Consider the following 25956-nt stretch of genomic DNA (forward strand, 5'->3'; position numbering starts at 1 on the left):
ATTTTTTATTAAGATTATAACTAAGTCTTTATAACTAAACAATTTTTACAATGAACTTAGACTTAGTTCTTTTTTCAGCTTTCCTCATTTTGAGCCTTTTTCTTGGAATAATCAGCAGTAAAAAAGTCACCAACATTTCAGAATACGCGATTGGCAATAGGGATTTTTCTACAGCAACAATGGTGGCTACATTAATTGCAACTTGGGTTGGAAGTTCATTTGTTTCGTATGGAATAATTGAAACTTATCGTAGAGGGATCTATTTTCTAATACCAGCAGCTATAGACGCATCCTTATTATTTTTTATTGGATGGATTTTTGCTCCACGTATGGGAGAATTTCTAGGTAAAATATCTATAGCTGAAAGTATGGGGGAGTTATTCGGTCAAAGAAGTAGGATGGCCACAGTGGCATTTAGCTTAATTAGATCAATAGGTTCATTAGCTGTGCAGTTTAAGGTTGCAGCCAAAATTATGGAACTTATTTTTGGCACCTCTGGTGAATATGCAACCATCATGAGTGCGGTTATAGTAATTACCTATTCTACCTTGGGGGGAATTAGAGCGGTAACTTTCACTGATATTATCCAATTTTTTACATTTGGTTGCGTGATGCCCATAATTACTATAGTTGTTTGGCAAGCATTAGGTGAAGGCAATGGTACAATGGTATGGAATACTATTACTACTAGTCCACTTTTTGACTATAAACTTGCTTTTAATCTTAATAATCCTGGATTTTATGAAATGCTTGCTATGTGTATGGTATTTATAATTCCAGAATTTCAGCCCACAATATTTCAAAGAATATCCATGGGAAGTAGTGTAGGACAAGTAGTAAAATCATTTAAAATAGCTGGACTACTTTGTTTATTAGTACAATGTGTAGCAATTGGACTAACGATATTAGTGTATAGTGATAATCCCAATGTAAATCCTGATGATCTGGTACGGTATATAATTAATCATTACACTCATTATGATGGTTTTAAGGGTATGGTTGCTGTAGGTATTATGGCTATGCTTATGTCTAGCTCTGATTCTTTAATAAATTCAATATCTATAATCTTTGCACACGATCTTTGTAAACCTTTAAAAATTATTAATTCTAAAAACGAGCTTTTAATTGCTAGACTTGCATCTATAGTATCGGGTCTAATAGCAATATTCATTGCTTTAAAAGTCAGTAGCATCCTAAATTTAATGATATCTATTTATGGACTATATTTACCAGTGGTCAGTATTCCTTTCATTTTTGCAATTTTCGGTTTTAGAAGCTCCGAAAAATCTGTATTATTTGCAATGACAGGATCATTGATAACTATATTTCTTTGGAAAGTACTTTTTTCAGACTCAACAATAGATAGCTTTATACCAGGAATAATAGCAAGCATAATTTTCCTCTTTGGCACCCACTACCTCACAGGCCAACCAGGAGGATGGGTTGGTATAAAAGACAAAGAAGCCCTCATTGCTATCAAGCAGCAAAGAAGTTTCAAGCTTGGTCAATTCTTTCATTCCATAATAAACTTCGACTTCGTCAAGCCTCTAGAAAAAAATAGTCCTAATAGCGAGGTTATGTACGTCTATACAGGCTTTTTCTGCTTCCTATCCTTTTACTTAAACCTAATTACCGTTAATTACGATCATACATTTGGTAAGTTCTTCGAAGTTGCAGTGCCGATAGTTCTTTGTATGGCAACGTCTTTGTTTCTGTATCCTGTCTGGCCGTGATTCCTTAAAAAGCCAAGAAACGATAGTGAGGGTAATTTGGAATATTGCTGTATTTTATAGCTTGGTCTTTGTCGGATTTATGTTTGCCATAGCCAGTAATTTTGCCTCTCCTCAAGTAATGATCTTGATGGTTAATTTGATAGTAATAGCTCTTTTGGTCAGATGGCAATGGGCTTTAACTATGATACTAGGGGGCATTCTTGTTGCATGGCGTTTTAGTAATTACCATTTTTATGAACTAATTGCTGCTAATCAAGGGTCTATAAAACTACAAATTACCTACATATTGCTATTGATGAGTAGCCTGCTTCTCATATTCCTGAAGCCCAAACAAGAAGGTCGGACATTAGCGATGGCAAGGATTAAACATCTCAAAAGTAAGATTTTGTCTTATGAAGCATGTATGATACAAGCCATGTCATCAAATTCTAAGGTTCAGAATTTGGATCAATATTATGAAAAAGATGGGGATAATATGTCTATAGCCCATATGTTTTTTGATTTTTATGAGAATTTAAGTCATGAAGAACAAAAAGAGACTGCGAGGCTGATTTTGAGGAGTGTTATGAGGCTTGAAAATTTTGAGGCTAATCTTGCAAACATTGATGCACTTGCTCGGGATGATGTCAGCTTAAGGAAGGAAGAGATAGATTTTACTTACCTCATTCAGGATCGTTTGAGAATTTGTCGTAAGCTTTATGAGGAGGAGGGAAATGAGAAGAATTTTATTCTAAATATCTCAGAAAACGTTAAAATACTAGGCGATAGGTTTTATTTTGAGCAAATGGTTGATAATTTGATTATCAATGCCATTATGTACTGCACTTCGAAAACTATAACAATTCATTTAGAAAAGTTTGGACCTAATTCTTTAAGGCTTTATATTAGGATTTAGGTCCAGCGTTTTGCGATATATCAGAGCAGAAAATAATTATGATAAACCAGGGGCAACGTTCTTTTTTGCAATTCCGATAGAAGGAAGCCAGGAAGAAGAAGTATCTTAAAGGAATGGTACCCGCGGCCGGACTTGAACCGGCAAGGACACAAGGTCCCACGGATTTTAAGTCCGTTATGTCTACCATTCCATCACGCGGGCATCACGCACAATAATACTTAGTTTTTACCAGAATATCAAGATTAAATATTAAATACCTTAAGCACTATGTCATTTTGACTTTAATCAAAGCCAATTGATCTTATGGGCTTGGCTATGACCTTAACAAGGGAAGTAAACTATATATTTGACATTCAGATAAAGGCAGCTGCAAATGCCAGCTAACATGCTGTTGATATATAATCTATTAACTTGAAATTAAGTTCTTTATAACTTGATCAAAACATGTTATAAAAAGTTGCTTAATATGTTATGACATAGGTAGATTAAAATATTGTTTCAAATAAATATTATGGCTGGGCACAAAAGAAAAAGATCGCAAAATTCTGATAAATTTACGGTAGAAGCAAAAGTTAAAAAGATAAAGTTAGATTTGGATGGCTTATATAAAAAATTAAACCATCTTGATTCAGATTTACGCAAAAAAGAATGCCAATTAAAAGTAGCGGAGCAAAATTGGGATACAGGAGATGATATTTTAACTGCCCGAGGGCTTTTATCTATAACAAATGAACAGATAAAACTTTATCAATCTCGAATTGAGCAGACTGAGTTAAAACTCCATGAGACAGAAGAGGCACTTCCGAGAGATTTTTATATACAAAGTCCTGTTCAGTTCACGTGGCAAGAAGTCCTAGACACACTGAGAGCATTATCGCCACAAATAGTAAATGACAGGCAAATTGTATCAAACAGTTCACTCATTTGGCAAATAGACCAAACACTACAAGATCGCGTTTTGCAAATTATAACTCAATTAGATTCGTTTGTTGAAAATTGTAACAATATATACGAAATGGAATCATTACTCAATAAGTTACGTAAAGAAGAATCTAAAGAAAAGGAGGATGCTCAATCCTTACAACATTTTCTAGACAAAGCAAAACAATCTTTCACGTCAGCTCAAAAAGAATGTGTGGGGTTACAAAAACTTATAACGCAGACCGAACAAAAATACTGCAAACTTGAAAAACAATTGAATAAGCTCATAGAGGCTAATCCATGTATTAAGCCTGAAGAGCAACCAGAGCAAGCATGCTATTTTAGCTTAGATGATGATTATTTGACAGAAATTTTGGATCCGTCAATAATAGGAGATATAAACTTTTTCGACGTTGCGCAATAAAGTCAGTTTATCAGCAGTAATTAAATGTTTTAAAAATAGGGCTTTGATTATCCAATATAAATAACTATTATTAAGATAATTTACCCGCTCTACATTACTGTTTAATATAGAGTTTACTATTTTATTCCTCATCGGTAGAGCCTTGAAGAGTATGATATTTTGCATCATGAGACTCCAAATGTGGTCGTTAACTCATTTATATCATTAATTCCTATACTTAATTAAGCCCCACTCACTCCATACATATGTTCCCAAGGTTCTAGGTTTCCAGAGGTTGTCGCTAATAAATCATCATGATAATAGTTTGGTATTTCAAACTCTTGACTAATTGAATCATACTCCCCGATTAATAACTCTTGAGCTGCATCGTACATACTGCCAGTTTTTATACCATCTTTGAGGATATCATAAACTTCCGTACCTTTATCATAAGCTTTAGTTGCTGTTGTTTTTGATAAATCCTTAATGCCAAGATATGCTTCTGATGCCAAAGGAGAAAGATCTGAATAAGCACCTAAAATGTTTTGGGTTGATTTATAAATTTTATAGAATGAATCAGCTCCATCAGATATATGGTTAGCCAAATTAAGTGCTGTAAAACCATCTATGTGTTCTGTTAGTTTAATCTCTTTGAATTTTTCATTAGGATCTTTTTTCTTAAAGAAAGTTTTTTTTCCTATGCTAAAAACTTCAACACCAGCTTGCAGCCAATTCCGATTGTATACACCATGACCTAAGTTAATTAGACTAGAGCCAATTTGACCTAGCTCTATCGGATTCATCTTCTGAAAATTATCAGCTGCCGTATTGATTCTATCGGATGCTACATCTTTGAGATACTCGAAAGGATTTTGCATTATATTAGAAGAGCCGGAGGTATATGTACTTTGATTATTGCTTTGGGTCCAATATGTATACCAAGCGCTGGGAGAAACCCATGATGCTATTTCATATTTTGCTTTTGGAGGCTCTGGGATAGAAGGAAATATATTTTTATCTAGAGCGTCTTTGTGTTTTGTAAGTTGCTTGTATTCGTAAATTATATTCAGTCCGTTTAAAGTTAATATAGGTAATTTTTTACCCGCTTGGTATAGTAATTTTCCTGTGGGCGCTAACTTATCGTGGACCCATCCTACAGAATTAGTCCAACCAGCATTTGATTCTTCTGAATCTGCAGGAGTAATCACTTGAGTTAGAGAATCATCAGAGATTTGTGATGAGGATAGGTGGTTTAGATTACTAGAATCGAAAGAGTTTTTGAAAGATATATTACTTAATGAATCGTTTTGAACCAAATCGTTATCTCTGGGATCAATTGCTGAGGAACTTCTTAATCCAGATTCTACTCTAATAATACTGCTCATAAAAAAGAAATATTAAAGTTATATAATTCGTATAATGACAATTTTTATAATCAATGTCAAATGTTTTTAATTAAAATCTTAGATTGTTACACAAAAGTTAAGGTTTATAATATTAAGAATGATAACTATAAACTATTATTTATAGTGCATTTATAGGTCACAGTACTTAATAGAATTGCTTATAACTGCTCTGCTAATTTTCCTGTAATATCTTGTAATTCTGAGTCATTAAAAGATTCTATATCACTATGCGCAGTAGAGGTTTCGGGGATATCATTTCCAAGAGCATTGTTCATAATACCTACACATATTTGAGATAGGGCATTTTTGCCAGACGCTGCTACAATACCAAAAATCTTGTGAGGTAAGAACTCAGCAATATTACTTATTACGTCATTTGGTATTTTTAAACTACTGTCAGTTTGAGAGGGGGCGTCATTTTGAGTAGACCATTTAATTAAATATTTTCCCTTTTTTTCTGCTAAAACTGCTTTTACATATTGTATTAAACTTAAAGTATCCAAATCACTTAACTCACTTAATAAGCTATTTATATTCGTGTCTAATTTTTCTAATTTTAAAAGACTATTATGCATTCTTTCTACTTCTAAAAGCAAAATGAACATACTTTTTAGGTTTTGTGCATTTTGCATTTCTTCTCTGACGAAATTTCCGACAGTATCGATTGGCAATCTAGGTACTTCGTCAAAACCTTCGTATTGCAAGGCTTGTGCTAATGTGGGTTCTTCGATAGGGAGATATAAATAATCAAGATCTAATACTTTATTTAACTCCGCTGGATTATCTTTTGCTTTTTGAATCATGATAAATAAATTATGTAACTTCAAGCTTTCGGAGACTTCATATGCCAAAGTAAATTCTAGATTTGCTTCGGATTTGATCACTTTTTCACATTCAAATAAAACATTTGCTAAAGAGGTAAGCATGATTATAGGGTTTTGAGTACAACCCATCAATGTAGATTTGCATTGATGGTCAATTATATAATTAAGTGAGGTATTAGATTGCATTATTGATGCACCATATGCTATTAACCAATTGGTTGCGTCATTTAAATTCTTGAGCATTGAAGAGCGCGCCTCTGGCATATGTCGGATTTCATAGTCATAAAACCCAGCAATTAAACGTAACAACTCATGATAATCCTCATTATCAGGATTAAATGCTCCATTTTGTAACAAAACCCTTATAGCATTAAATTGTCCTTCTTGTAAAGATATACCTAATGACGAAAGACCTGATTTATCTATATCTTGAGGATTAGCGCCAAGATTAATTAATGTCTCCACGGTTTGAGATACGTCTATTAACGGCTCTTCTATTTTGACATCCCGAAAAGGCCTAGATCCTCGCATTACAGAATACATTAAAGGTGTAAATCCTTCAGAATCTTTAGAATTGATATCAACTCCCTGTTTTAATAGAGATCTGACAGCGTCCATATCATCATCCTTAATAGCTGAATATATTTCGCTGACGTTTGGCATAAATTGAAATTTAATTAATGATTAAGTGAATTGTAGCATATCTGCTATCTACTGGTACTAAAATTTTACACACCTTCTACATCCATTATAATTTGAGATTAATATAAGAAGTACGTACTGTTATCGATTAACAACAGTCATCTGCTTTTAAATACTTACCAGATATCTTACTAATACAATATCTAAGATATAGAATTGTGATATTTACAAAGCATTATCAAACGTTTTTATTAAAACTATTATATTGTACAAGAATATATTTTCTAAAAGGTTTATAAATACTATAAAAGCCTGAAATTTATATGCTATGACACCAGAAGAAAAATTTAATGAATTATTTGATCATTTAACAAGCGGGAGAATAGATGAAGCGATACGGATGGTTCGAGAGGAAACAGACATAAATATTAATGAAAAAGGACGGCGTAATCTAACACCTCTAGACCTTGCTGTAACTCTCTCTCTTCGTCCAGGTAATCAAGGAAGAGTCTTGGAACTAATTCGAGCTCTAGTTGAAAAGGGAGCAGATATTGAAGCAAGATATCCAGGTGGTAATACAGCTTTGCTTTTAGCTGCAATATACGGTAACAGAGACTTGATGAATAACTTAATTGCTATAGGAGCAGATATTCAAGCAAGAAATACAGCTGGTTCGACGGCATTACACATTGCAGTTGAGCGTAATAACCCATATATAGTAAGCGCTTTAGTTGAAGGAGGAGCTGCTATTGGAGCTTTAGATGAGAGGGGTAGAACCCCTTTACATCTTTCAAACGTTGCAACTGACCCTAATATAGTAAATCTTTTACTTGAAAGAGGTGCTGATGTTAATACATTAGACATAAATAATAGAAGTGCTATAAGAAACCAAGATATACCAGACCATTTGCGTTTTGCCCTAATGCATGCAAGATATGGTGCAGTCTTAGGCCTTTTAAATTCTCCTGTAACGCTGCGCGGAATGATTCTTGAAAGCTTAATAGATACGGAAGTATTGAGGCAAATTTATAGTACCCGCCGTTTACCTGTAGAGATGATGTGGAGAGGGTTGCGCAACTTAAGACATTCTGTTGAGCAAGACACAACTCTATCACAAAATGTAAAGAAGCGGGTTATAAAAGGATTAGATATAGCCTTAGAGGATTTAAAACCAGTAGCTTTACTGAGTATAAAAAGCCAGCGAAGTAGATCCGTATCACTTAATAGATATAGAAGAATTCATGATACCTTACTGGAAATGCAATTAGTCTATCCTGAAAATCAAGACATTAAAAATCACCTCAAAAGTTTACAAGAAGATAATCTTCCATATATAAGGAGCATAATTGGATCAATGGATGGAGGCATCGATCCCGAGAATCTTTCCACAGTATCAATCAGAGATCATATATACAAAGACTTTACCACCAAACGCGACGATAATTTGTTATTGGAATTGACTTCTTATTTAGCTCCCGATGAACTTAACAGGATACGTCAAGGACTGTTCGCAGCAGTTCGAGAGGAAGAAGGAGGAGCTGCCCCTACTAGAATAGCATCTCAAAATCCAACACATACCACTCCTTCTAAAAATCAGAAGCCATCTAATAAAAATCTAACAAGAACTGCGAATAGTAATCAAGGGTTACATAGAGAAGGTGCCGCTCATGGTGGAGGAGCGCAGGAATCTAGGTTGAATTCCCCAACAAATCATGCACGTGAAAGCTCAAGAGAGCCAACCTCACCAAATCGTTGGCAAAATAGATTTGAAGGTGGAGGCGCTGCACCTACCAGAAGTCGCTCTCCTAGTCCAACTCAAACTGGAGGCCTTTCTCGTCAAGATAGGTTACAACAACAAAAAGAACAAGGACGAAAAGATAGATCAAAATCACCTAAAAGATAGAAGGTGGGATGATTTTTAGGTATTTTATGAATAAAATATTGTATCCCATAACCCAAGAGGTTTTTAACTAGCATATAGAACTAGCAATAACAGAAAAAAGATTGGCAGCCCCCCCTAGAATAAGCTGTAATAGTTAATTGTGCCCTGTGCAATTAATTACGTATTGATATCCAGTTCCTCGCCTAAACTTTTTACTTCTCCTTCGTCTGTATGTGCGTAAGCTTTATCGTTAGAGGTATGAGATTCATCTAATGTAATTCCCCCTGGTTTTAGGGATGTTTCATCTGATTTCATAAACTGGACAACCGATTTAGTAGCAGCATTGTCTTGTTTGCTTTTTTGAAAGATTTTTTTACTTTTTGAGATTATGGGCGATCTATCTTGTGACGTATTATATAGGGACCCATAGTCACGATAGTCTTTAGGTTGCTGGGGCTTATATTTTATAAGTTCTGCAATAACTTCGGGTGAAGAATTTAAAATGGCTTGGTCTAATGGTGTCAATTTTTTCCTACTATATGCTGAGTAATCTGCGCCACTTTCAATCAATAGTTTTACGGTTTCTCCCGTTTTTGCATAATGTAAAGGAGTGTTGCCGGCAAAATCTTTGGCTTTCTCTTTAGCTCCTCTTGCTAGTAGGAATTGTATAGTACTATTTTGTCCTCCCACAGTAGCCATATGAAGCCATGTATGACCAAAATCATTTAAAGAGTGTATATTGGCACCTTTATCTAATAAGAAATCTAAAACCTTTTGAAGTCCATATAATGAAGCAATGTGTCCAAAAGTATATCCGTCCTTACCCTTAACATTAACATCATCTAATGTATTTACTAGTGATATAATGAAATTTTCAGGCATACAAAAAGCTATAGATTTATATAGGTCCATTAGTTCAGCTTTGGCGCCTTTCTTAATTAATTCTGTTACCATTCCCATCTTGTTGTAAGATACTGCTAGGGATAAAGGAGTTTGTCCCTGAAAATTTAAGGCATGAATATCAGCTCCTTCGTCTAAAAGTAAATTTATTAAATTTTTATACCCATAGATCATAGCTACGTGGAGCCATGTGTCGCCATGTTTATTTTTAGCATTTATATCCGCTTTATTAGCTAATATTAAACTTAATATATCTCCTCTTCCTTTTGAGGTAGCAAGGTGTCCAGCGGTATTGCCCGCAGTATCTTGAGCTTCAATATTGGTGGTATGATCGATTAACAGTTTAATAAAATATTTTGATTTATCAAGGTGTATTGCCAAGTGCAAAAGATTAAATCCATGAGGGTACAATGCTTCTACCTTAGCTCCATTTTTGAGAAGTTTTTGCGCTGAATGATATTTGTCATAAAATATGGCTAAATATAATGGTGTTTGACCATGGATGTTCAAAGCATTAATATCAGCCCCTACTTTTAAAATTGTATCTATAGCATCTAGATAACTAATCTTTGCCGCATAATGTAGGTCAATCCCGCGTTTAAATAAATCAAATGCCGACTCTTTTAGTGTTGCACCTCTTCTTATTGCTTGGTCGACTGGTCTTTCCATATGCATCTTCGAGGGTGCGGATGTCACATTAGCTTGATGTAAATTAGAGGTTATTTCGTGTTTGATTCCTTTTGAAAATGCCTCTTTTGACTCTAGTATTTCTTGTTTATTAGCTTTTTCTGCTAGGGTATCTATGCTATTTTGGAGTATTGCAACTATTTCCTGATGCCCAGATTCGATAGCAATCTTTAAGGCCGTTTTAGATTCTTTATTAAGAGCTGCGGTATCAATACCATTTTCTAGCAGCGATTCAACTACTTTTATGTATCCATTTTGCGCAGCTAAATGTAAAGCGTTATTTCCATTGTTATTTGGTAAGTTAATTTCGGCGCCATTTTCTAGGAATAATATTACTAACTCTTGGTGACCCTTGTGAGATGCTAAATGTAGTGGGCTATTACCACTTTTGTTGGTAACTTTAACTTCGGCGCCGTTTGCTAAGAGTAATTTTGCAATTTCCAGATTGCCACTTTTAGCAGCAAAATGTAAAGGATTATTTCCTTTTTTGTTTTGCTTATTTTCTGCGCTATATTTCAAAAGAGTATCTAAGGCATTGAGATGACCATTTTGGACAGCTAGGTGTAATGGAGTAGAGCCATCTTTGTTTTGAGCATTTATTTGAGATCTCGTCTCTGATTCATCTAACAGTTGTTTTAATTTTTCTGTATTACCTTGCATCGCTGCTACATGCAAAGGTGAGTTACCTTGAGCATCCAATGTATTGTCTATATTTTGTTGTGAAGTCTTTATGTCTATAGCATTCTCCGATATTGTTTTTAATTCAATAACTTCTTTATTGACTAAACTTTGAGTACTTTTTTGCGTCTTATTCTTTTTAATTTTATGAGGTGAGGTTTCGTATATTAGTTCTTGCGAAGAGGTTTGAGGAATAGTTAATAAATCAACTATTTCTTGTTTACCTTCTGCTTTGGCTAAATCTAAAGGTGTTTGACCGGCTTTATTTCGTAATTGAGTATTGGCTTCTTTACTCAAAAGTTCTTGAACGACTGTGACATGTCCATTTTGTACAGCTAAATGTAAAGGTGTATTTTTATCTTTATTAAATTCATTAATCGCAGCCCCTCTTTCTATCAACAATTTAACTGCATGTAAATAGCCTTTTTGTGCGGCTAAATGCAAGGGTGTGTTTTGTATAGAGTTATCGCTCTTCTTATTTAATGGTAGTTGTATAAATTCTGTTGATGATTTTTCTATTAAGCTTTCAGGATGATCATTATAGCTACTTATGTTTAGATCGTTGCACTCTTTTAAATACCACTTAACTAATTCTAATTGGCCATTTTTCACCGCTAAATCAAAAGGTGTAAGCCCTTCATTATCAACCTGATTAATATCTAGACCTTTCTTACGGAAAAGCTGGATCATTTTTACTTTGCCCTCGATGGCAGCTAGGTGTAATGGTAGTAAACCATCTTCTGATAAGATATCTAACCTTAGCCCTTGGTCAGATAAATAATTGAGCATTTCGGTTGAATTGCTAATAACTGCTAAGTGAATAAGCCTATAGCCTGCATTATTTTGAGCATTGGGGTTGGCGCCTTGTTTTAAAAGCATCTTCACTAACTTTAAATGAGCATTTCTGACTGCTAAACTTAAAGGCGTATCACCTTGACTATCTTTGATGTCGAGATTACCGGCAAACTGTTTTTGTTGAGTTAAGAATTGCACTATATTTGTACGTCCAAAAATAGCTGCAAGATGCAATGGAGTAAAGCCTTTCACATTTGAAGCCGTTATGTCTAGACCTCGTTTGACCAAATATTGTATTGTTTTTAAGTCTTCGCTAACTGCAGCTGAATGTAGGATGGAGTTAAGGTTACTATCTTTAACATTAATAATACCTGGATCTTGTGTAACAAGATAAGTTAAGACGTGTAATTTTCCGTTTTCTGCAGCTAAGTGTGCTGAAGTATATCCATTTAAGTTTGTTAAGTCGATTTCATAACCATATTCTTTAAGTAGTTCTATCACGTTCAAATGCCCTGACTTAATTGCTAAATGCATAGCTTTAAGGTGAATAATATTTTTATGTGCAATGAGGTAATATACTATCCCCACTTGTCCACTTTCTATTGCTCTAGCCAATAATTCTCCCCCAAAGTTGGCTATAAAACCGGGATCATTTTTTAAAATTTCTTCTAATATGCTTTTTACTACTTCAAGGTGTCCGCTTTTTATGGACTTAGCTAATATATCCTTGCTGGAGTTGGCTATAAAATAGAGATCATTCTTTAAGCTTTCTTTTAATATAGTTCTCACTACTTGAGGATGTCCATTTTCTATGGCATTATCTATTGGGGTTTTACCATCTTGATTTTTCAAATTAATATCAGCCCCCATTGAACAAAGGTGATCCACAACATCATTGTGACCAAAGCATGCAGCTAGATGTAGGGGCGAATTTTGCTGAGAAGTTATATCATCAATTTGAGCTTTCTCCTTCACGAGATGCTTTACGATTGCTAAATGTCCTTGAGCTGCTCCATGATGTAATAGAGTCCAACCATTTGAGTCTTTAATTTTCACTGCTGAATCACACGTTTGAGGATATGATCCTAATATTAATTTTAATGCCTTAAGTTTATTAAACATTACAGCGCTGTGAGCAGCTGTTTGTACCAAAGTGTTTTGAATGCTAGGAGCTTCTTTACAATATTTTAAAATAGATTTTATTGTACTTAAATTATCTTCTTTAATAGCCAGATCAAGAGGAGTCAGACCATCTTTATCCTTTAATTTTATAGCATCCTGACTTTTCCTTAAGATAACTTTTATTACTTCTAAATGATCATATAAAGCAGCAAGGTGCAAAGCTGTAGATTTGGTTGTGGCAGTTTGTGTGTAGAGAAGGCTCTGATGTTTAGATAAAATTAATTCTACTATGTCATCGTATCCTAGCTGTGCAGCAATGTGTAAACAATTTACTCTCTCGGCATTACTAGTACCTTTTTTAACAAGTTCAAAGCTTGCAACTTCTAAGATTAATTTTACTATTTCGTAATTATAAGACTCTGTGGCTATATGTAATGGATTTTTACCTGCTTTATTGTATATTTCAAGGATGTCGATGCCTTGCTCAATTATTGTTTTGGCTACTTGTGTATTATTATTTTGTATAGCTATATGTAATGGAGTGTTGCCTTGATTGTCTTGTTGAAATTTAGCTTCGGGATATTTTTTAAATATTTCGGTCGCAAGTTTACGACAAGCAGTATTTTGTCCTGTCACAACCGTGTGCGCGAGTGTTTTTCCCCCTTCATTCCTAACTTGAATGATTTGGGGATGAGTTTCTAAGATGACCCTTATCGCTTCTGTTTTCTCTGTATCAGTTAGGTTAGCTTTTGGAATTTCTGACAACTCCCACTCTGTAACATCTGACTCTTCAAGGATTTCACCGACATCTTGAGATTCTTCTCGTAATATCGGACTTAAAGGTGTTGATTCGTCTTTATTTTTAGAAAATATCGCTTTGGGGTTTGCTTCTAGAATTCCCTTTACTGATACAGCCTTAGCTTTATTTATGGCTGGGTGTAAGGGTGCGTTTCCTTCTTGATCTTTTCTATCGAGTAATTCTGGGCAGATTTCTATAATTTTTGTTATCATCTGACCGTCATCGTTTTCTATTGCTACATCTAAAGGATTTACCCTAAATATAGACCCACATTCTCTTAATATTATCGCAACTATATCAATATCCTTTTTATCTACAGCTACCTTGAAGGGTGTATGATTTTTTTTGTTTAAAAGGTTAATAGCCATTCTGTCTGCTTGTAAAATAGCAAGAGTTATTTCGGCATAACCATTTTCTGCAGCATAATGTAAGGGATAATTACCTTCCTTATCTGCTTTTAAAATTAATTGAGGAGTTTTTTCTACAATATATTCCACTAACTCAAGGTATCCCTTTTGTACAGCTATGTGTAAAATTGTTTTTCCTTCATCGTCAAGAGCAGCATCAAGGGGCAAGCAATCTTGTTCTACGCAAGATTTTATTTTGTCTAGGTTATTTTCTAAAGCTGCGTTGAGTAATAATGCGCAATTGTCTGTCATATTTTAAAGTATTATTTCGTAACTATAATAACTCATTACTTAGTAATACAAAGTTTTTTAAAAAATATTTCCTAATATATTACCTGTTAAGGTGATTTTTAGTACATCAATCAAAATGTATGAAAAGCTTAGAAGTTAAGGGCGTGATATCTAATTATATATCTATTTACAGGATTATTTTGCAAAAACTGATTGTTGTTAAGTTTATTTAGAATTATAAGATATAAGGTATAATCAACAAATGGTATAAAAAATGAATTCTAATCAAACCTCAATTGATAAACCGCTTTTAAAATTAATCAATGAGTTTAGTAAAGATTTTCGAGGATTAAATCAGGAAAAGAAATTGATACTATCTGAGTTCTTAAGTCAGGAGTCAGAAGGAATTGTGTCTAAAGAATTAATGCTCAAATGCTTGCAGGCCCCATCTCAAGTAACTCCAGAGGAGCTGGCTAAGATTGTAGAATATCAAAAGAAACTCCTAAAAGATATTACTTCTGGGAATTTATCTTCCGAAGAACCGGGAAAGTCAGAATGCAGTGATTTTAGTAATGTTGCAATGGTTACCGATGAAGATCCAAGAGAGGTGGTAAGAATATTAGGAGATGAAGAGACTTATCTTTTGATGAGACATCTTGATCTAATGACGACTTTGCAAGAAAATTGCAGTGGAGAAGAAGATAATCACGAAACTCCAGCTACAAATAATAGTATAGGTACTATAGGTAACCAAGATAATGAAGTAAGTCATGAATCCTAAAACTTTAAGAGTGTTTAGACATCTCTAATACTTTGCTCACTAGTTTGCTAATACCGAGATGTATCTTGGTTAAAGAAGCATTCAGCATGAAAGCTGGTGTTGTAACAATTTTATTTGTCGCATCTACTACTACGTCTTCAGCTTTGCATGTTTCTTCTAATGCACCTGCTTGAGATATAAGCGGATTACTATCACCTAGAGTAATTTTAATTTGGGTTGTGTTTTTAAATGCAATTGCTAACAACGCTGGAGCGATACACATAGCACCGATAGGTTTGGAGGTAGTATTAAATTCATGAATTGTTGCTTTCAGGCTATCAATAACGTGAGCGCTGGCATTTTTAGATGCCACATCAGATAAGTTAATGGCAGCACCATATCCTCCTGGTAAGATCAATGCATCAAATTCTTTGACATTTAACTGATCTAATGGCTGAATTTTGCTACGAGCAATACGCGCAGATTCAACCAATACATTACGTTCTTGACTCATTTCTTGATTGGTTAAATGATCAACTACACGAGTTTGCTTTAAATTCGGCGCAAAAATTTTGACCTGAGCATTATGCCTATCTAACTCAAGTAATGTAAATACTGATTCATAAATTTCAGCTCCATCGAGAAATCCGCACCCGGAGATTACTACAGCTACTTTTGTCATAGAACTATAAACATGGTTTTAATTAAATACTATTATATAAAAATGAAATAATCCATATTTGATAAATAATTTTGTTTTGCCAAGGGTTATTTAGGCCTTGTCATTTGGATATAACAATAAGTATTAAATTTTATATTTTTTTTAGTTTATCAATAAACACGAATGATATATAATAAAATATATAACTTATTATTGGCCAGATATCTTAATGACTTTAGCCGTTAAAATTGCTTTAAAATACAATCATATACCAAGTCAATAACATGAACTTTAATATTGATTCGATAATTTTTATAGGATTTTTGCTCACTAGCGTGTTAATAGGTTTGTTTTCAAGCTATGGTGTTAGAACTATTAGAGAATACGCGATAGGTAATAAAAATTTTACTACAGCAACTATTGCAGCTACGATTGTTGCTACTTGGGCTAGCGGAAATGCATTTTTCGGTATGGTGGAAGAGACATATAAAAATGGCTTATATCAAATCTTTAGTGATTGTGCAGACGTTATTTGCATGTTTTCAATAGGTATAATCCTAGCTCCCCGCATGTCGGAGTTCTTGGATAAATTATCCATAGCAGAAGCCATGGGTAGTTTATATGGTAAATATGTTAGGATTATTACTGCTATAGCTGGTTTAGCAATGGCTGCTGGTATTATTGCGGCTCAGTTACAAGTTGCTGGTTTAATTTTCTCTTACTCGTTTAATTGTCCAATAGAATATGGAGTTATCATAGGCGGCATCATTATGGGTCTTTACTCAACATGGGGAGGTGTAAGGTCCGTAACATTTACTGACGTAATACAGCTTGTTACTTTTGCTACAATGGTTCCTACGTTAGCGTTTTTTATCTTTGACAAGACGCATGTAACGAGTATCTTAGCAAGTCCCGAGGTTACAAGGAAATTTTTCAGCTTTGGTGAAGTATTTAATTTCACTAACTCCAAATCTTTATATTATGCATGTTTGTTTTTATTTAATGGTATACCTAGTGTTGGGCCGGCTTTTTTCCAAAGGATTGCCATTGCCAAAGATACAAAACAAATTACTAAATCTTTTGTGATTGCTGGATTTATTTGGCTTTTTATCATTTTATCCATAGATTTTGTAAGTCTCTTAACTTTCGCTTCTCACCCAGATCTAGCACCTACAAATGTAGTGAAATTTATTATTTTTGAGCAATCTTATCCAGGTTTGAGAGGATTTATTTTAGCTGGTATTATGGCTATGATCATCTCTACTGCAGACTCCTATAATAACTCAGCCTCAGTATTGTTTGTGCACGATTTTTGTAAGCCTTTAGGAATAAAAATTACGCGAGAATTGCTAGGAATGCGTATTACGTCAGCTATTTTAGTACTGGTATCTATTAAGTTAGCCTTATCAAGTGGTATAGGACAGGGATATAGCTTAATACGAAACTTAATAGCTGCAAATACATTCTATATGCCAATAGTCACAGTGCCTTTTTTACTAGCTATTTTTGGTTTTCGCAGTAGTGGCAAGGCGGTATTAATTGGTATGATTGCTGGGGCTATTACGGTACTTATATGGGGACAACTTTTGGGTATCCAATACATACCAAGCATAATACCTGGCATGATTGCTAACATGACATTCTTGTTTGCTAGCCACTATCTTTTAAAACAAGAAGGAGGTTGGGTTGGTATCAAGGATCTGGCTCCTTTAATTGCTATAAGAGAAGAAAGAAGTGAAAAAATACAAAGATTCATTACTTCTCTTAGGGGTTTTAACCTTTCAAAATTTATAGAGAAAAACAGTCCTAATAATCAGTTAATGTATATTTACACAGGACTATTTTGTTGTATATCTTTGTATGCCAACATAGCAACCATCGATTACTATACTAAATTAAGCTTTCCTGGTTTATTCCAATTTATTACTCCATCGGTTTTACTTCCAGCGACTGCGTTGCTCAGCTATCCCTTGTGGCCCAACTATTTAAAAGAAAAAGAAGCAATAGCGCATATTGCTTGGAATATAGTTGCTTTTTATGGACTAATTTGTACAGGATTCCTTCTGACGATGTTAAGTAGTTTTGATCCATTCCACGTAATGCTTTTAACAATAAGTATTATTATTGTGGCAATGCTAGTTAGATGGCAATGGGCAATCACGATGACTACATCCGGGATCTTGTCGACATTTCTCTTAACAAAGCACAATTTCCCAAGCATCCTATCCTTAAGTAGTGATGCTATCAAATTACAAATAATGTATTTGCTAGTGCTAACCAGTGGCTTGTTAATAGTATTTATCAAACCAAAACAAGAACAAGAAACGCTTCTTACTTCAAGGGTTAATTATTTAAGAAGAAAGATTTTAGCCAAAGAAGAAGAAATGATGAGAACGTTATCTCTTTTAAACGTTGAAAATAACGTGCAAACAAGACGGCATAAGCCTCTGAACGATATTATATTTATATCTCAGATGCTATTTGATTTTTATGACGGCCTAAGTGGTACTGAAAAACAAGAGGCTGCTAAAATAATACTAAAAAGTTTTGTGCGTTTAGAAAATTTTGAATCAAATATTGCAAACCTAAGTAAATTGACGGCTCCAAATCTTGAATTTGCGAACGAAGAAATTAACTTTGCTGGTCTTATTAGTGAGCGACTCAAGATTTGCCGTAATCTATATGAAGAAGAGGATTCCAAGAGAGAATTTGTTTTAAGTATAGATAAAAATATCAAAATTATTGGCGATAGATCATATTTAGAACAAATGATCGACAATTTAATTATAAATGCAATTGTAAACTGTTCTAAAGGGATCATTAATATTAGCTTAGAAAAGCTAGGCACTAAGTCTTTAAGTCTACGTATAAAAATAGCTTAAAAATGGAGCAAACTGATCTTACAAAATATCTTAATCCCTAATTATATTAAATAATGACTTTAAATCTTGATTCGATAATTTTTATAAGTTTCTTATTAGCTAGCGTAGTAATAGGGCTATTTTCAAGTTACGGCGTTAGAACCATTAAAGAATATGCGATAGGTAATAAGAATTTTACTACAGCTACTATTGCCGCTACAATTGTTGCTACTTGGGCTAGTGGTAATGTGTTTTTTGGCATGGTGGAAGAGACATATAAAAATGGCCTATATCAGATTTTAGGTGATTGCGCAGACGTTATTTGTATGTTCTCAATAGGTATAATTCTAGCACCGCGTATGGGAGAGTTTTTAGATAAGCTATCCATAGCAGAAGCCATGGGAGATTTGTATGGTACAGGTGCTAGAGCTATTACGGCTATCACCGGATTAACAATGTCTGTGGGAGTTATTGCGGCTCAGTTACAAGTTTCGGGTTTGATTTTTTCCTACTGTTTTAATTGTCCAACAGAATATGGAATTATTGCGGGGGGTGTTATTATGGGTCTTTATTCAACCCTAGGGGGCGTGAGGTCTGTAACATTTACTGACGTAATACAGCTCATTACCTTTGCTACAATGCTACCGACTTTAGCATTTTTTATCTTTGATAAGATGCATGTTTCAAGTATCCTATCACATCCTGAAGTGACGCAAAGATTCTTTAATTTTCATGAAGTCTTTGATTTTACTAGACCTAAATCTTTATATTACTTATGTTTATTTTTATTTAATGGTATACCTGGTTTTGGACCAGCTTTTTTTCAAAGGGTAGCAATCTCAAAAGATACAAGACAAATTACCAAATCCTTTGTGATCGCTGGATTTATCTGGTTTTTCATTATCATATCAATAGATTTTATCAGTATTTTAACTTTTTCTGCTCACCCTAATCTAGTACCTATAAACGTAGTAAAATTTATTATTTTTGACCAATCTTATCCCGGTTTGAGAGGATTTATTTTAGCTGGTATTATGGCTATGATAATGTCGACAGCTGACTCTTATACTAACTCAGCTTCTGTGCTTTTTGTACATGATCTTTGCAAGCCTTTAGGAATGAAAATTAAAAAAGAATTGCTTATAACGCGTATTATTTCAGCCATCTTGGTGCTTGGAGCGATTGGATTATCTCTAGCAAGCAATATCGGTACAGGTAAAATTAGCTTAATGCAGTTTTTAATCGCTGCTCATATGTTTTATATGCCTGTAGTTACAGTGCCTTTCTTATTAGCCGTGTTTGGTTTTCGCAGCAGCACTAAAGCAGTATTAATCGGTATGGCCGCAGGAGCTATTACAGTATTTACCTGGGAGCAATTTTTACAAATTGAACACATACCAGGAATAATACCAGGTATGGTAGCTAACATGGTGTTCTTATTTGCTAGCCACTATCTTTTAAGGCAAGAAGGTGGTTGGATTGGTATCAAGGATCAAGCGCCTCTAATTGCCATAAAACAGGAAAGAAGTGCTAGAATAAAGAAGTTCATTAAATCCATTAAGGAATTCAATTTTTCCAAATTTATGGAAAAAAACAGCCCTAATAATGAGCTGATGTATATTTATACCGGGCTATTTGCTTGCATATCTCTGTATGCTAATATGGCGACCGTCAATCATTATATTAAGCTGAATCTCTCTGAATTATTCCAAATTATTACCCCTTCAGTATTGTTTTCAGCCACCGCTTTGCTGAGCTATCCTTTATGGCTTGAGCCATGGAAAAGATGCGAAGTCATAGCGCATATAGTATGGAATATAGTATCCTTTTATGGGCTAATATTTATAGGATTCTTATTTGCTATAATAAGTAGTTTTTCTACTTTCCAAGTTATGATCCTAATGATTAATCTTATCATGATTGCGGTTCTAGTAAGGTGGCAATGGGCTTTAACAATGATTATTTTAGGAGCGGTGTTCTCAGTTAATTTCGCTAATATCTATCTCCCTGGTTCTTTAAACTTAGAGGCAATATCATTGAGGTTACAGCTAATCTACATTTTATTGTTTATAGGAAGCTTACTGATTATCTTTATCAAACCAAAGCAAGAGCGCCAATCACTTGTAGAGGAGAAAGTATTACACCTTGGCACCAGATTAGTAGCCCAAGAAAAGCAAGTTTTGGATGCTTTATCTTTAAAATCTGAGTTCATCCGTAATATGCAGCACGAGTATCATACTCCTATGACTGGTATTATGGCCATGTCTCAGATGCTTTATGATTCCCATGATAACTTGAGCGACAAGGAAAAAAAGGAAGCAGCAGAGGTAATTTTTAAAAGTTTTGTGCGTTTAGAGAGTTTTGATTCTAACCTTGCAAGTTTAGCAAAATTAAATAAGAATGAGTTTCAACTAAAGCCTGAAGACATAAACTTTTCAGAGCTTCTACAAGAACGTATTAAAACTTGTCGCAAGCTTTATGAAGAAGAGGATTCAACGCGAGGATTTATCGTTAATCTACCTGATGAAGAAATTCGTATTTGGGGTGATAAGTATTATTTACAGCAGATGCTTGATAATCTTATCATTAATGCAATTATGTATTGCGAACATGGTTTGATTGAAATTACATTGGAGAGGTTAGGTAATAGATTCTTACGTCTTTATGTTCGAGATAGTGGTATAGGTATACCTCCTTCTGAGCTTTTGGAGGTGTTTGGAGAATTTATGGTTAGCTCTAAAACTAGAACTCCTTCTGGTGGTAGAGGTATTGGTCTTGCTTTATGTAAGAAGGTTGTGACCGCTCATCAGGGAAATATTTTAGCCGAAAGTGACGGAGAGAGTTGGACCTTGTTTACGGTTACCTTACCTTTAAGATAACCGCACTTTTTGCTTAAGCATTGTTAATTTTAGTTGACAGTGCCTAAAAATTGATAAATAGTTTAGTGATGTGCCAGCCAGTTGACCAAATCCGTTAACAGATTTTTTGCTTGGGTTGAGCGCGCTATATTGTTTAACAAATTTTTAGCTTGATTTGCTAGCTTACCTACCTTGATCTCAAGAGCGTTAAGAATTTCATATTTTTTCATTAAGCTCAACACTTTATCTAAGTCTTGTTGAGAACGCTCATTTTCAAAGATTTTTTCAATCACTTCTCTTTCGGTTTGATTTACCTTATTCTGAAGCATTATTAATGGCAGGGTGATTTTTCCTTCAAGAAAATCTTTTCCTCTAAGTTTGCCGGTGCTATTGCTAAAATAATCAGCTGTATCATCTTGAATTTGGTATATTACTCCATATAAATGGCCAAATTCTGCTAATGTATCTACATATTCTTCTTGAGATATTAAGGCTGCTACCTTACACGCAGCAGAAAAGAGTTTAGCGGTCTTATATTCTATGACTTGGAAATAATCTTCTTGGGAAATAAAAGTTTTATTTTGCAAATTCAGCATTTGCTTCACTTCCCCTTCCACCATTTTACTGGCAGTATCAGCAAGTACATCTAAACTTGCCAGCGATCCAGCTGAGACCATTAATTTAAAAGCCTTACTAAAGAAAAAATCGCCACTTAAGATGCTGGCTTTATTACCCCAAATTACATTTGCAGTAGGTAGAGACCTGCGCATATCACTTTCATCTATAACATCATCATGCAGAAGGGTTGCTAGGTGTATTAGCTCAATAGATGCACTAAGTTTTATGTGCGCATCGCCTTTATAGCCAAGCATTTTACTTGTCAGCATGCAGAGCAAGGGTCTTATCATTTTACCCTTACCCTTGATCAAAAGGTGCGATGCAATATCCTGTATTAAATCTTCGCTTACTCCAGCAAAGCAACTTAGCATTAGATTCTCCAAAGCCTTGATATCATCCGCAAGAAAATTTTGGGTTTTCTCTATGCTGCTAGGTTGTTTAAGCTCTTGCATTCTCAATGTTGATTATTGTTATGGGCTTTTTACCTAGCTGATTTTGGAATATTTTTTTCATAAATGATGCCACAAGTTTCCGCACGCTCTCCTTAAAATCAGAACCTGGATTTGGTTTGTTTTTGTTGATTAAAGTAACCAAGTTATTCCTAATCTTTTTAATTTCAGGTCCATCAAGTATGTCGCTTAGTACTCCGGGGAAGTTTATAACTGGTTCTGTCGCAAGATCGTAGTGCTTATTGAACACTAAAGTGACGATTGCAAGACCTCCATCTCTCATGCGTCTTCTAAACTTAAATATGTCTGAGTTATTAGGTATTAAGCAATTACCATCAATTGCAAAATATCCACTTTTAACTGTGCCAACTAGGCGTGATTCGCCAGGACAGAGGTATGCAACTGAGCCGTTTCTAACTTCTACAACATTTTTAACTCCCCAAGATCTTGCAAGACGTCCATGTTCATGGATATGGATTGGCTCTCCATGTACAGGAATTGCGCAATCTGGTCTAATTAATTCATACATTTTCTTTAGTTCATCAACGCATGGATGGCCAGAGACATGTACAAAATGATCCTTTTCTGTAATTACCTCAATTTTCTTTTGGATAAATTGATTAAATAGGCGGAAAATACGTTTATCATTGCCTGGAATAATTTTTGATGAAAAGATAACAGTATCTCCTTCGGATAAATTAATGTAAGGATGCGAATTATCTGCCATCTTATTAATTGCAGCAAGAGGTTCACCTTGGCAGCCGGTTGCAATGACTAATAACTTTTCTTTTGGGTAAGATTTAACTTCCTTATCACTTAAGAATACCGCATCTTCCAAATAACCACTATCCTGAGCTGCGCTAGTCATACGGTGCAAGCTTTTACCACTTAAAACAACTTTCCTACCAGCTACTTTTGCTGCGTGGATAAGAGTATCTAATCTTGCTAAGTTTGATGCAAATGTTGTAACTACAACTAAGTTAGGACAATCCGCTATTAATTTTATCAAACTATCTCGCAAATGTCCCTCTGAGCCAGAATGTCCTTCGCTTAAGACGTTAGTTGAATCGCAAATTAAAGCAAGTACGCCTTCATCGCCATAGCTTTTAAATAAATCTAAATCGGGTGGATTGCCTACAACTGGATCTGGGTCAAACTTCCAATCGCCGGTGTGCAGGATATTACCAACTTCTGTTCTGATCATAAGGGCCTGCATTTCAGGGGCTGAGTGCGTAAGAGGCGCAAGCTCAATATCAAAGGGCCCTAATGCAAATCTTCCACCCGGTCTTAAGGTGTTAATTTTAATATCACTTGCAATATCAAACTCAGAAAGCTTTATTTTTAAGAAACTTGCTGTAAAATCAGTAGTATAGATAGGGCACTGCAATTCTGACCATAAAAATAGAACTCCTCCTAAATGATCTTCATGAGCATGTGTTAAAATCATGCCTAAAATATCTTTTTTATGTTCGGTGAGAAAATGTAGATCTGCAACTACCATGTCAGCGCCTGGAGTTGAATCATCAGCAAAACCGCTGCCGCAGTCTACTATTAATAATTTGCCTTGAAAGTGATATACGTTTAGGTTCATTCCTATCTCGTTTGTACCACCTAATGGAATAAATAATAATTTATCCTTATGGGATTTTAGATCAAATGACATATAATATGTTTTATGAAAAAAAGTTATAAAAAATTAGGCGACAAAGCCGCCGAGAACTACTGCTATAAAAGCATCATATTTTTTTGGTTATTTACGTTTGGATCAATCTTTACGATATTATTTCTATTGCCTGATTTAGATATATCTTTCTCCAACTTATTTTATAATCAAGGGTTTTACTACAGGCATCACTACCTCGCTATGCTTAGCTTTAAGTATACTCTCTTGATAATTAATACTGCTGCTATTATATACTTTTGTATACTCATATACCAATACTTTCTATATAAAAAAATTAACAGAACCCTTATATATTTAATAATTTCTCTTGCAATTGGTCCTGGTTTGATTGTAAATACCTTATTTAAAAATCAGTTTGGTAGGGCAAGACCAATAGAAATAGAAAAATTTGGGGGCCATAAAATTTTTTCAAGACCTTTTGTATTATCTGATCAATGTAATGTCAATTGTTCCTTTACTTCGGGCCACGCTGCAGCTGCTTACTATCTGACTTCTTTTGCCTTTATAGTATCAAGAAGAAGATTTGCTGGGTTTTTTCATGCGGGCATTTTAATAGGGTCGTTAGTGGGTTTTGGCAGAATTGTTCAAGGGGCGCACTTTTTAAGCGACGTGCTTGGTTCTGGATTTATAGTGATATTGGTTAACTACATATGCTGGGAAATTATATTTCATCCCAAATTTTTTGTTAATAATACCTAATTTGTAGATAGATGTGAATGCAAATTAGATAAATTACACTGTTAATCTTCACGCAAATTAAAATAAATCACTGCTTTTTAATATGAACTCACCAGGTTTAAGCAAATGTGAGGAATTGATATTAAGATCCTTTAGGCTTTGTTCGTAATCTTCTAGAGCTTGATTGTATCCATCATCTGCTAACTGAAATATGCCAAAGTGAGAAGGGATAATGAATTTGGCTTTCATATCTAAAAATGCCTGCAAAGCTTCTCTAGGATTCATATGTACATCTTCCATAAACCACCTTGGTTCGTAGCATCCAATTGGCAGAATTGCAAATGAGATATTGTTAAATCTATGCCCAATCTCCTCAAACATTTTCTTATCATAGCCCGTATCGCCAATAAAACATATTTGAGTTTTGCTACTCTCGATTATGAAACCTCCCCAAAGAGCTTTATTTATATCAAAAGGTGTTCGACTAGACCAGTGTTGAGAGGGGATGAGGTGAATTTTAAAGTCCGCAAAAGCTATAGAGTTGTACCAGTTTAAGCTTTCTGTCTTAGAGTTTGGCATTGGTCTTTTTAGAGTTTTCTCATTACCAACTGGTACTATAAAGACGGGTTTATCACGCTTTTCCAGCATCTTTAAGGTTGCTACGTCTAAATGGTCATAGTGATTATGACTAACAAGTACAAAATCTATTTTAGGCAACATGTCGAAATCAATTCCAACATCAGCAACTCTTTTTATCCCAATATTAAATGGCCCTACTCTATTCGACCATACAGGATCTGTCAGAATATTTTTTCCTTGATGCTGGATTAAAAACGCTGCATGCCCTACGGAGCTAATCCTTATACTATCATCATTTACTCTGCTGGGAGGAATATCTTTTGTATAAATTACTTTTTTAGGCCAAACTGGTGGTTTAGGAGATGTGAGTTTCCATTTTAAAACTGCCCAAAAACTCCTTGGCACTTTTATTTTATCTGGATTATGAAATTTTGACATAAGCATTTATCTTTGAAATTTAGATAGTAACATTATTTTTGTAGA

At 34.6% G+C, this 25956-nt stretch carries 15 protein-coding genes and 1 tRNA gene; 8 read left to right on the top strand and 8 right to left on the bottom strand.

Annotated elements, in window-relative coordinates:
- Positions 1–50 precede the first annotated feature (50 nt).
- On the top strand, positions 51–1733 hold the full coding sequence (locus tag phytr_RS04455) for a sodium:solute symporter family protein (protein WP_106874676.1): 1683 nt from the start codon (positions 51–53) through the stop codon (positions 1731–1733).
- A 25-nt stretch (positions 1734–1758) separates the two neighbouring features.
- The gene (locus tag phytr_RS04460) at positions 1759–2628 is read left to right on the top strand and encodes a sensor histidine kinase (protein ID WP_158706865.1); all 870 of its coding nucleotides are present in this window, start codon (positions 1759–1761) and stop codon (positions 2626–2628) included.
- A 114-nt stretch (positions 2629–2742) separates the two neighbouring features.
- Here phytr_RS04460 and phytr_RS04465 read toward each other — a convergent pair.
- Positions 2743–2829: transfer RNA gene (locus phytr_RS04465), tRNA-Leu, on the bottom strand.
- Positions 2830–3139: 310 nt separating this feature from the next.
- On the opposite strand from phytr_RS04465, the gene phytr_RS04470 reads away from it, so the two are divergent.
- Positions 3140–3973 (top strand): hypothetical protein, encoded by an 834-nt coding sequence (locus phytr_RS04470; RefSeq protein WP_106874678.1) that lies wholly within the window; start codon positions 3140–3142, stop codon positions 3971–3973.
- Positions 3974–4194: 221 nt separating this feature from the next.
- Here the strand turns inward: phytr_RS04470 and phytr_RS04475 are convergent, their stop codons facing one another.
- Both phytr_RS04475 and phytr_RS04480 read right to left on the bottom strand, forming a co-directional pair.
- Entirely contained in the window at positions 4195–5337 is a 1143-nt protein-coding gene (locus tag phytr_RS04475) for a hypothetical protein (RefSeq protein ID WP_106874679.1), read from the bottom strand.
- A gap of 179 nt (positions 5338–5516) precedes the next feature.
- Positions 5517–6845, bottom strand: a complete 1329-nt coding sequence (locus phytr_RS04480) for an ankyrin repeat domain-containing protein (RefSeq protein WP_106874680.1) — start codon at positions 6843–6845, stop codon at positions 5517–5519.
- 307 nt (positions 6846–7152) lie between these two features.
- Between phytr_RS04480 and phytr_RS04485 the strand changes: the two genes are divergently transcribed.
- A complete protein-coding gene (locus tag phytr_RS04485) occupies positions 7153–8727 on the top strand; it encodes an ankyrin repeat domain-containing protein (protein ID WP_106874681.1) in 1575 nt (524 codons plus the stop codon).
- A gap of 156 nt (positions 8728–8883) precedes the next feature.
- On the opposite strand, the gene phytr_RS04490 is transcribed toward phytr_RS04485, so the two are convergent.
- A complete protein-coding gene (locus tag phytr_RS04490; protein WP_106874682.1) occupies positions 8884–14346 on the bottom strand; it encodes an ankyrin repeat domain-containing protein in 5463 nt (1820 codons plus the stop codon).
- 253 nt (positions 14347–14599) lie between these two features.
- Between phytr_RS04490 and phytr_RS04495 the strand changes: the two genes are divergently transcribed.
- The gene (locus phytr_RS04495; RefSeq protein WP_106874683.1) at positions 14600–15106 is read left to right on the top strand and encodes a hypothetical protein; all 507 of its coding nucleotides are present in this window, start codon (positions 14600–14602) and stop codon (positions 15104–15106) included.
- 4 nt (positions 15107–15110) lie between these two features.
- Here phytr_RS04495 and elbB read toward each other — a convergent pair whose 3' ends face one another.
- Positions 15111–15767: an isoprenoid biosynthesis glyoxalase ElbB gene (elbB, locus tag phytr_RS04500; RefSeq protein ID WP_106874684.1), complete on the bottom strand. Its 657-nt coding sequence runs from the start codon at positions 15765–15767 to the stop codon at positions 15111–15113.
- A gap of 263 nt (positions 15768–16030) precedes the next feature.
- Here elbB and phytr_RS04505 point away from each other — a divergent pair, with 263 nt between their 5' ends.
- Both phytr_RS04505 and phytr_RS04510 read left to right on the top strand, forming a co-directional pair.
- Positions 16031–18628 carry a sodium:solute symporter family transporter gene (locus phytr_RS04505; RefSeq protein ID WP_106874685.1) on the top strand — a complete coding sequence of 866 codons (2598 nt, stop codon included), beginning with the start codon at positions 16031–16033 and terminating at the stop codon, positions 18626–18628.
- Between the two features lie 53 nt (positions 18629–18681).
- Positions 18682–21486 carry a sodium:solute symporter family transporter gene (locus tag phytr_RS04510; protein WP_106874686.1) on the top strand — a complete coding sequence of 935 codons (2805 nt, stop codon included), beginning with the start codon at positions 18682–18684 and terminating at the stop codon, positions 21484–21486.
- A 62-nt stretch (positions 21487–21548) separates the two neighbouring features.
- Here the strand turns inward: phytr_RS04510 and phytr_RS04515 are convergent, their stop codons facing one another.
- Positions 21549–22535, bottom strand: a complete 987-nt coding sequence (locus phytr_RS04515; RefSeq protein ID WP_106874687.1) for a polyprenyl synthetase family protein — start codon at positions 22533–22535, stop codon at positions 21549–21551.
- The gene (locus phytr_RS04520) at positions 22522–24195 is read right to left on the bottom strand and encodes a ribonuclease J (protein ID WP_106874688.1); all 1674 of its coding nucleotides are present in this window, start codon (positions 24193–24195) and stop codon (positions 22522–22524) included. The genes phytr_RS04515 and phytr_RS04520 overlap by 14 nt, the downstream gene beginning before the upstream one ends.
- A 12-nt stretch (positions 24196–24207) precedes the next feature.
- Between phytr_RS04520 and phytr_RS04525 the strand changes: the two genes are divergently transcribed.
- Entirely contained in the window at positions 24208–24915 is a 708-nt protein-coding gene (locus tag phytr_RS04525) for a phosphatase PAP2 family protein (RefSeq protein WP_106874689.1), read from the top strand.
- A 57-nt stretch (positions 24916–24972) separates the two neighbouring features.
- Here phytr_RS04525 and phytr_RS04530 read toward each other — a convergent pair whose 3' ends face one another.
- A complete protein-coding gene (locus phytr_RS04530) occupies positions 24973–25911 on the bottom strand; it encodes an MBL fold metallo-hydrolase (RefSeq protein ID WP_158706866.1) in 939 nt (312 codons plus the stop codon).
- Between the last annotated feature and the right edge of the window lie 45 nt (positions 25912–25956).

Source organism: Candidatus Phycorickettsia trachydisci, from assembly GCF_003015145.1.
Taxonomy (GTDB): Bacteria; Pseudomonadota; Alphaproteobacteria; order Rickettsiales; family Rickettsiaceae; genus Phycorickettsia; species Phycorickettsia trachydisci.

Bases quoted from the DNA above. Each gene is read 5' to 3' on its own strand.
- phytr_RS04455 (WP_106874676.1), top strand. From the start codon at position 51: ATGAACTTAGACTTAGTTCTTTTTTCAGCTTTCCTCATTTTGAGCCTT.
- phytr_RS04470 (WP_106874678.1), top strand. From the start codon at position 3,140: ATGGCTGGGCACAAAAGAAAAAGATCGCAAAATTCTGATAAATTTACG.
- phytr_RS04475 (WP_106874679.1), bottom strand. From the start codon at position 5,337: ATGAGCAGTATTATTAGAGTAGAATCTGGATTAAGAAGTTCCTCAGCA.
- phytr_RS04480 (WP_106874680.1), bottom strand. From the start codon at position 6,845: ATGCCAAACGTCAGCGAAATATATTCAGCTATTAAGGATGATGATATG.
- phytr_RS04485 (WP_106874681.1), top strand. From the start codon at position 7,153: ATGACACCAGAAGAAAAATTTAATGAATTATTTGATCATTTAACAAGC.
- phytr_RS04490 (WP_106874682.1), bottom strand. From the start codon at position 14,346: ATGACAGACAATTGCGCATTATTACTCAACGCAGCTTTAGAAAATAAC.
- phytr_RS04495 (WP_106874683.1), top strand. From the start codon at position 14,600: ATGAATTCTAATCAAACCTCAATTGATAAACCGCTTTTAAAATTAATC.
- elbB (WP_106874684.1), bottom strand. From the start codon at position 15,767: ATGACAAAAGTAGCTGTAGTAATCTCCGGGTGCGGATTTCTCGATGGA.
- phytr_RS04505 (WP_106874685.1), top strand. From the start codon at position 16,031: ATGAACTTTAATATTGATTCGATAATTTTTATAGGATTTTTGCTCACT.
- phytr_RS04510 (WP_106874686.1), top strand. From the start codon at position 18,682: ATGACTTTAAATCTTGATTCGATAATTTTTATAAGTTTCTTATTAGCT.
- phytr_RS04515 (WP_106874687.1), bottom strand. From the start codon at position 22,535: ATGCAAGAGCTTAAACAACCTAGCAGCATAGAGAAAACCCAAAATTTT.
- phytr_RS04520 (WP_106874688.1), bottom strand. From the start codon at position 24,195: ATGTCATTTGATCTAAAATCCCATAAGGATAAATTATTATTTATTCCA.
- phytr_RS04525 (WP_106874689.1), top strand. From the start codon at position 24,208: ATGAAAAAAAGTTATAAAAAATTAGGCGACAAAGCCGCCGAGAACTAC.
- phytr_RS04530 (WP_158706866.1), bottom strand. From the start codon at position 25,911: ATGTCAAAATTTCATAATCCAGATAAAATAAAAGTGCCAAGGAGTTTT.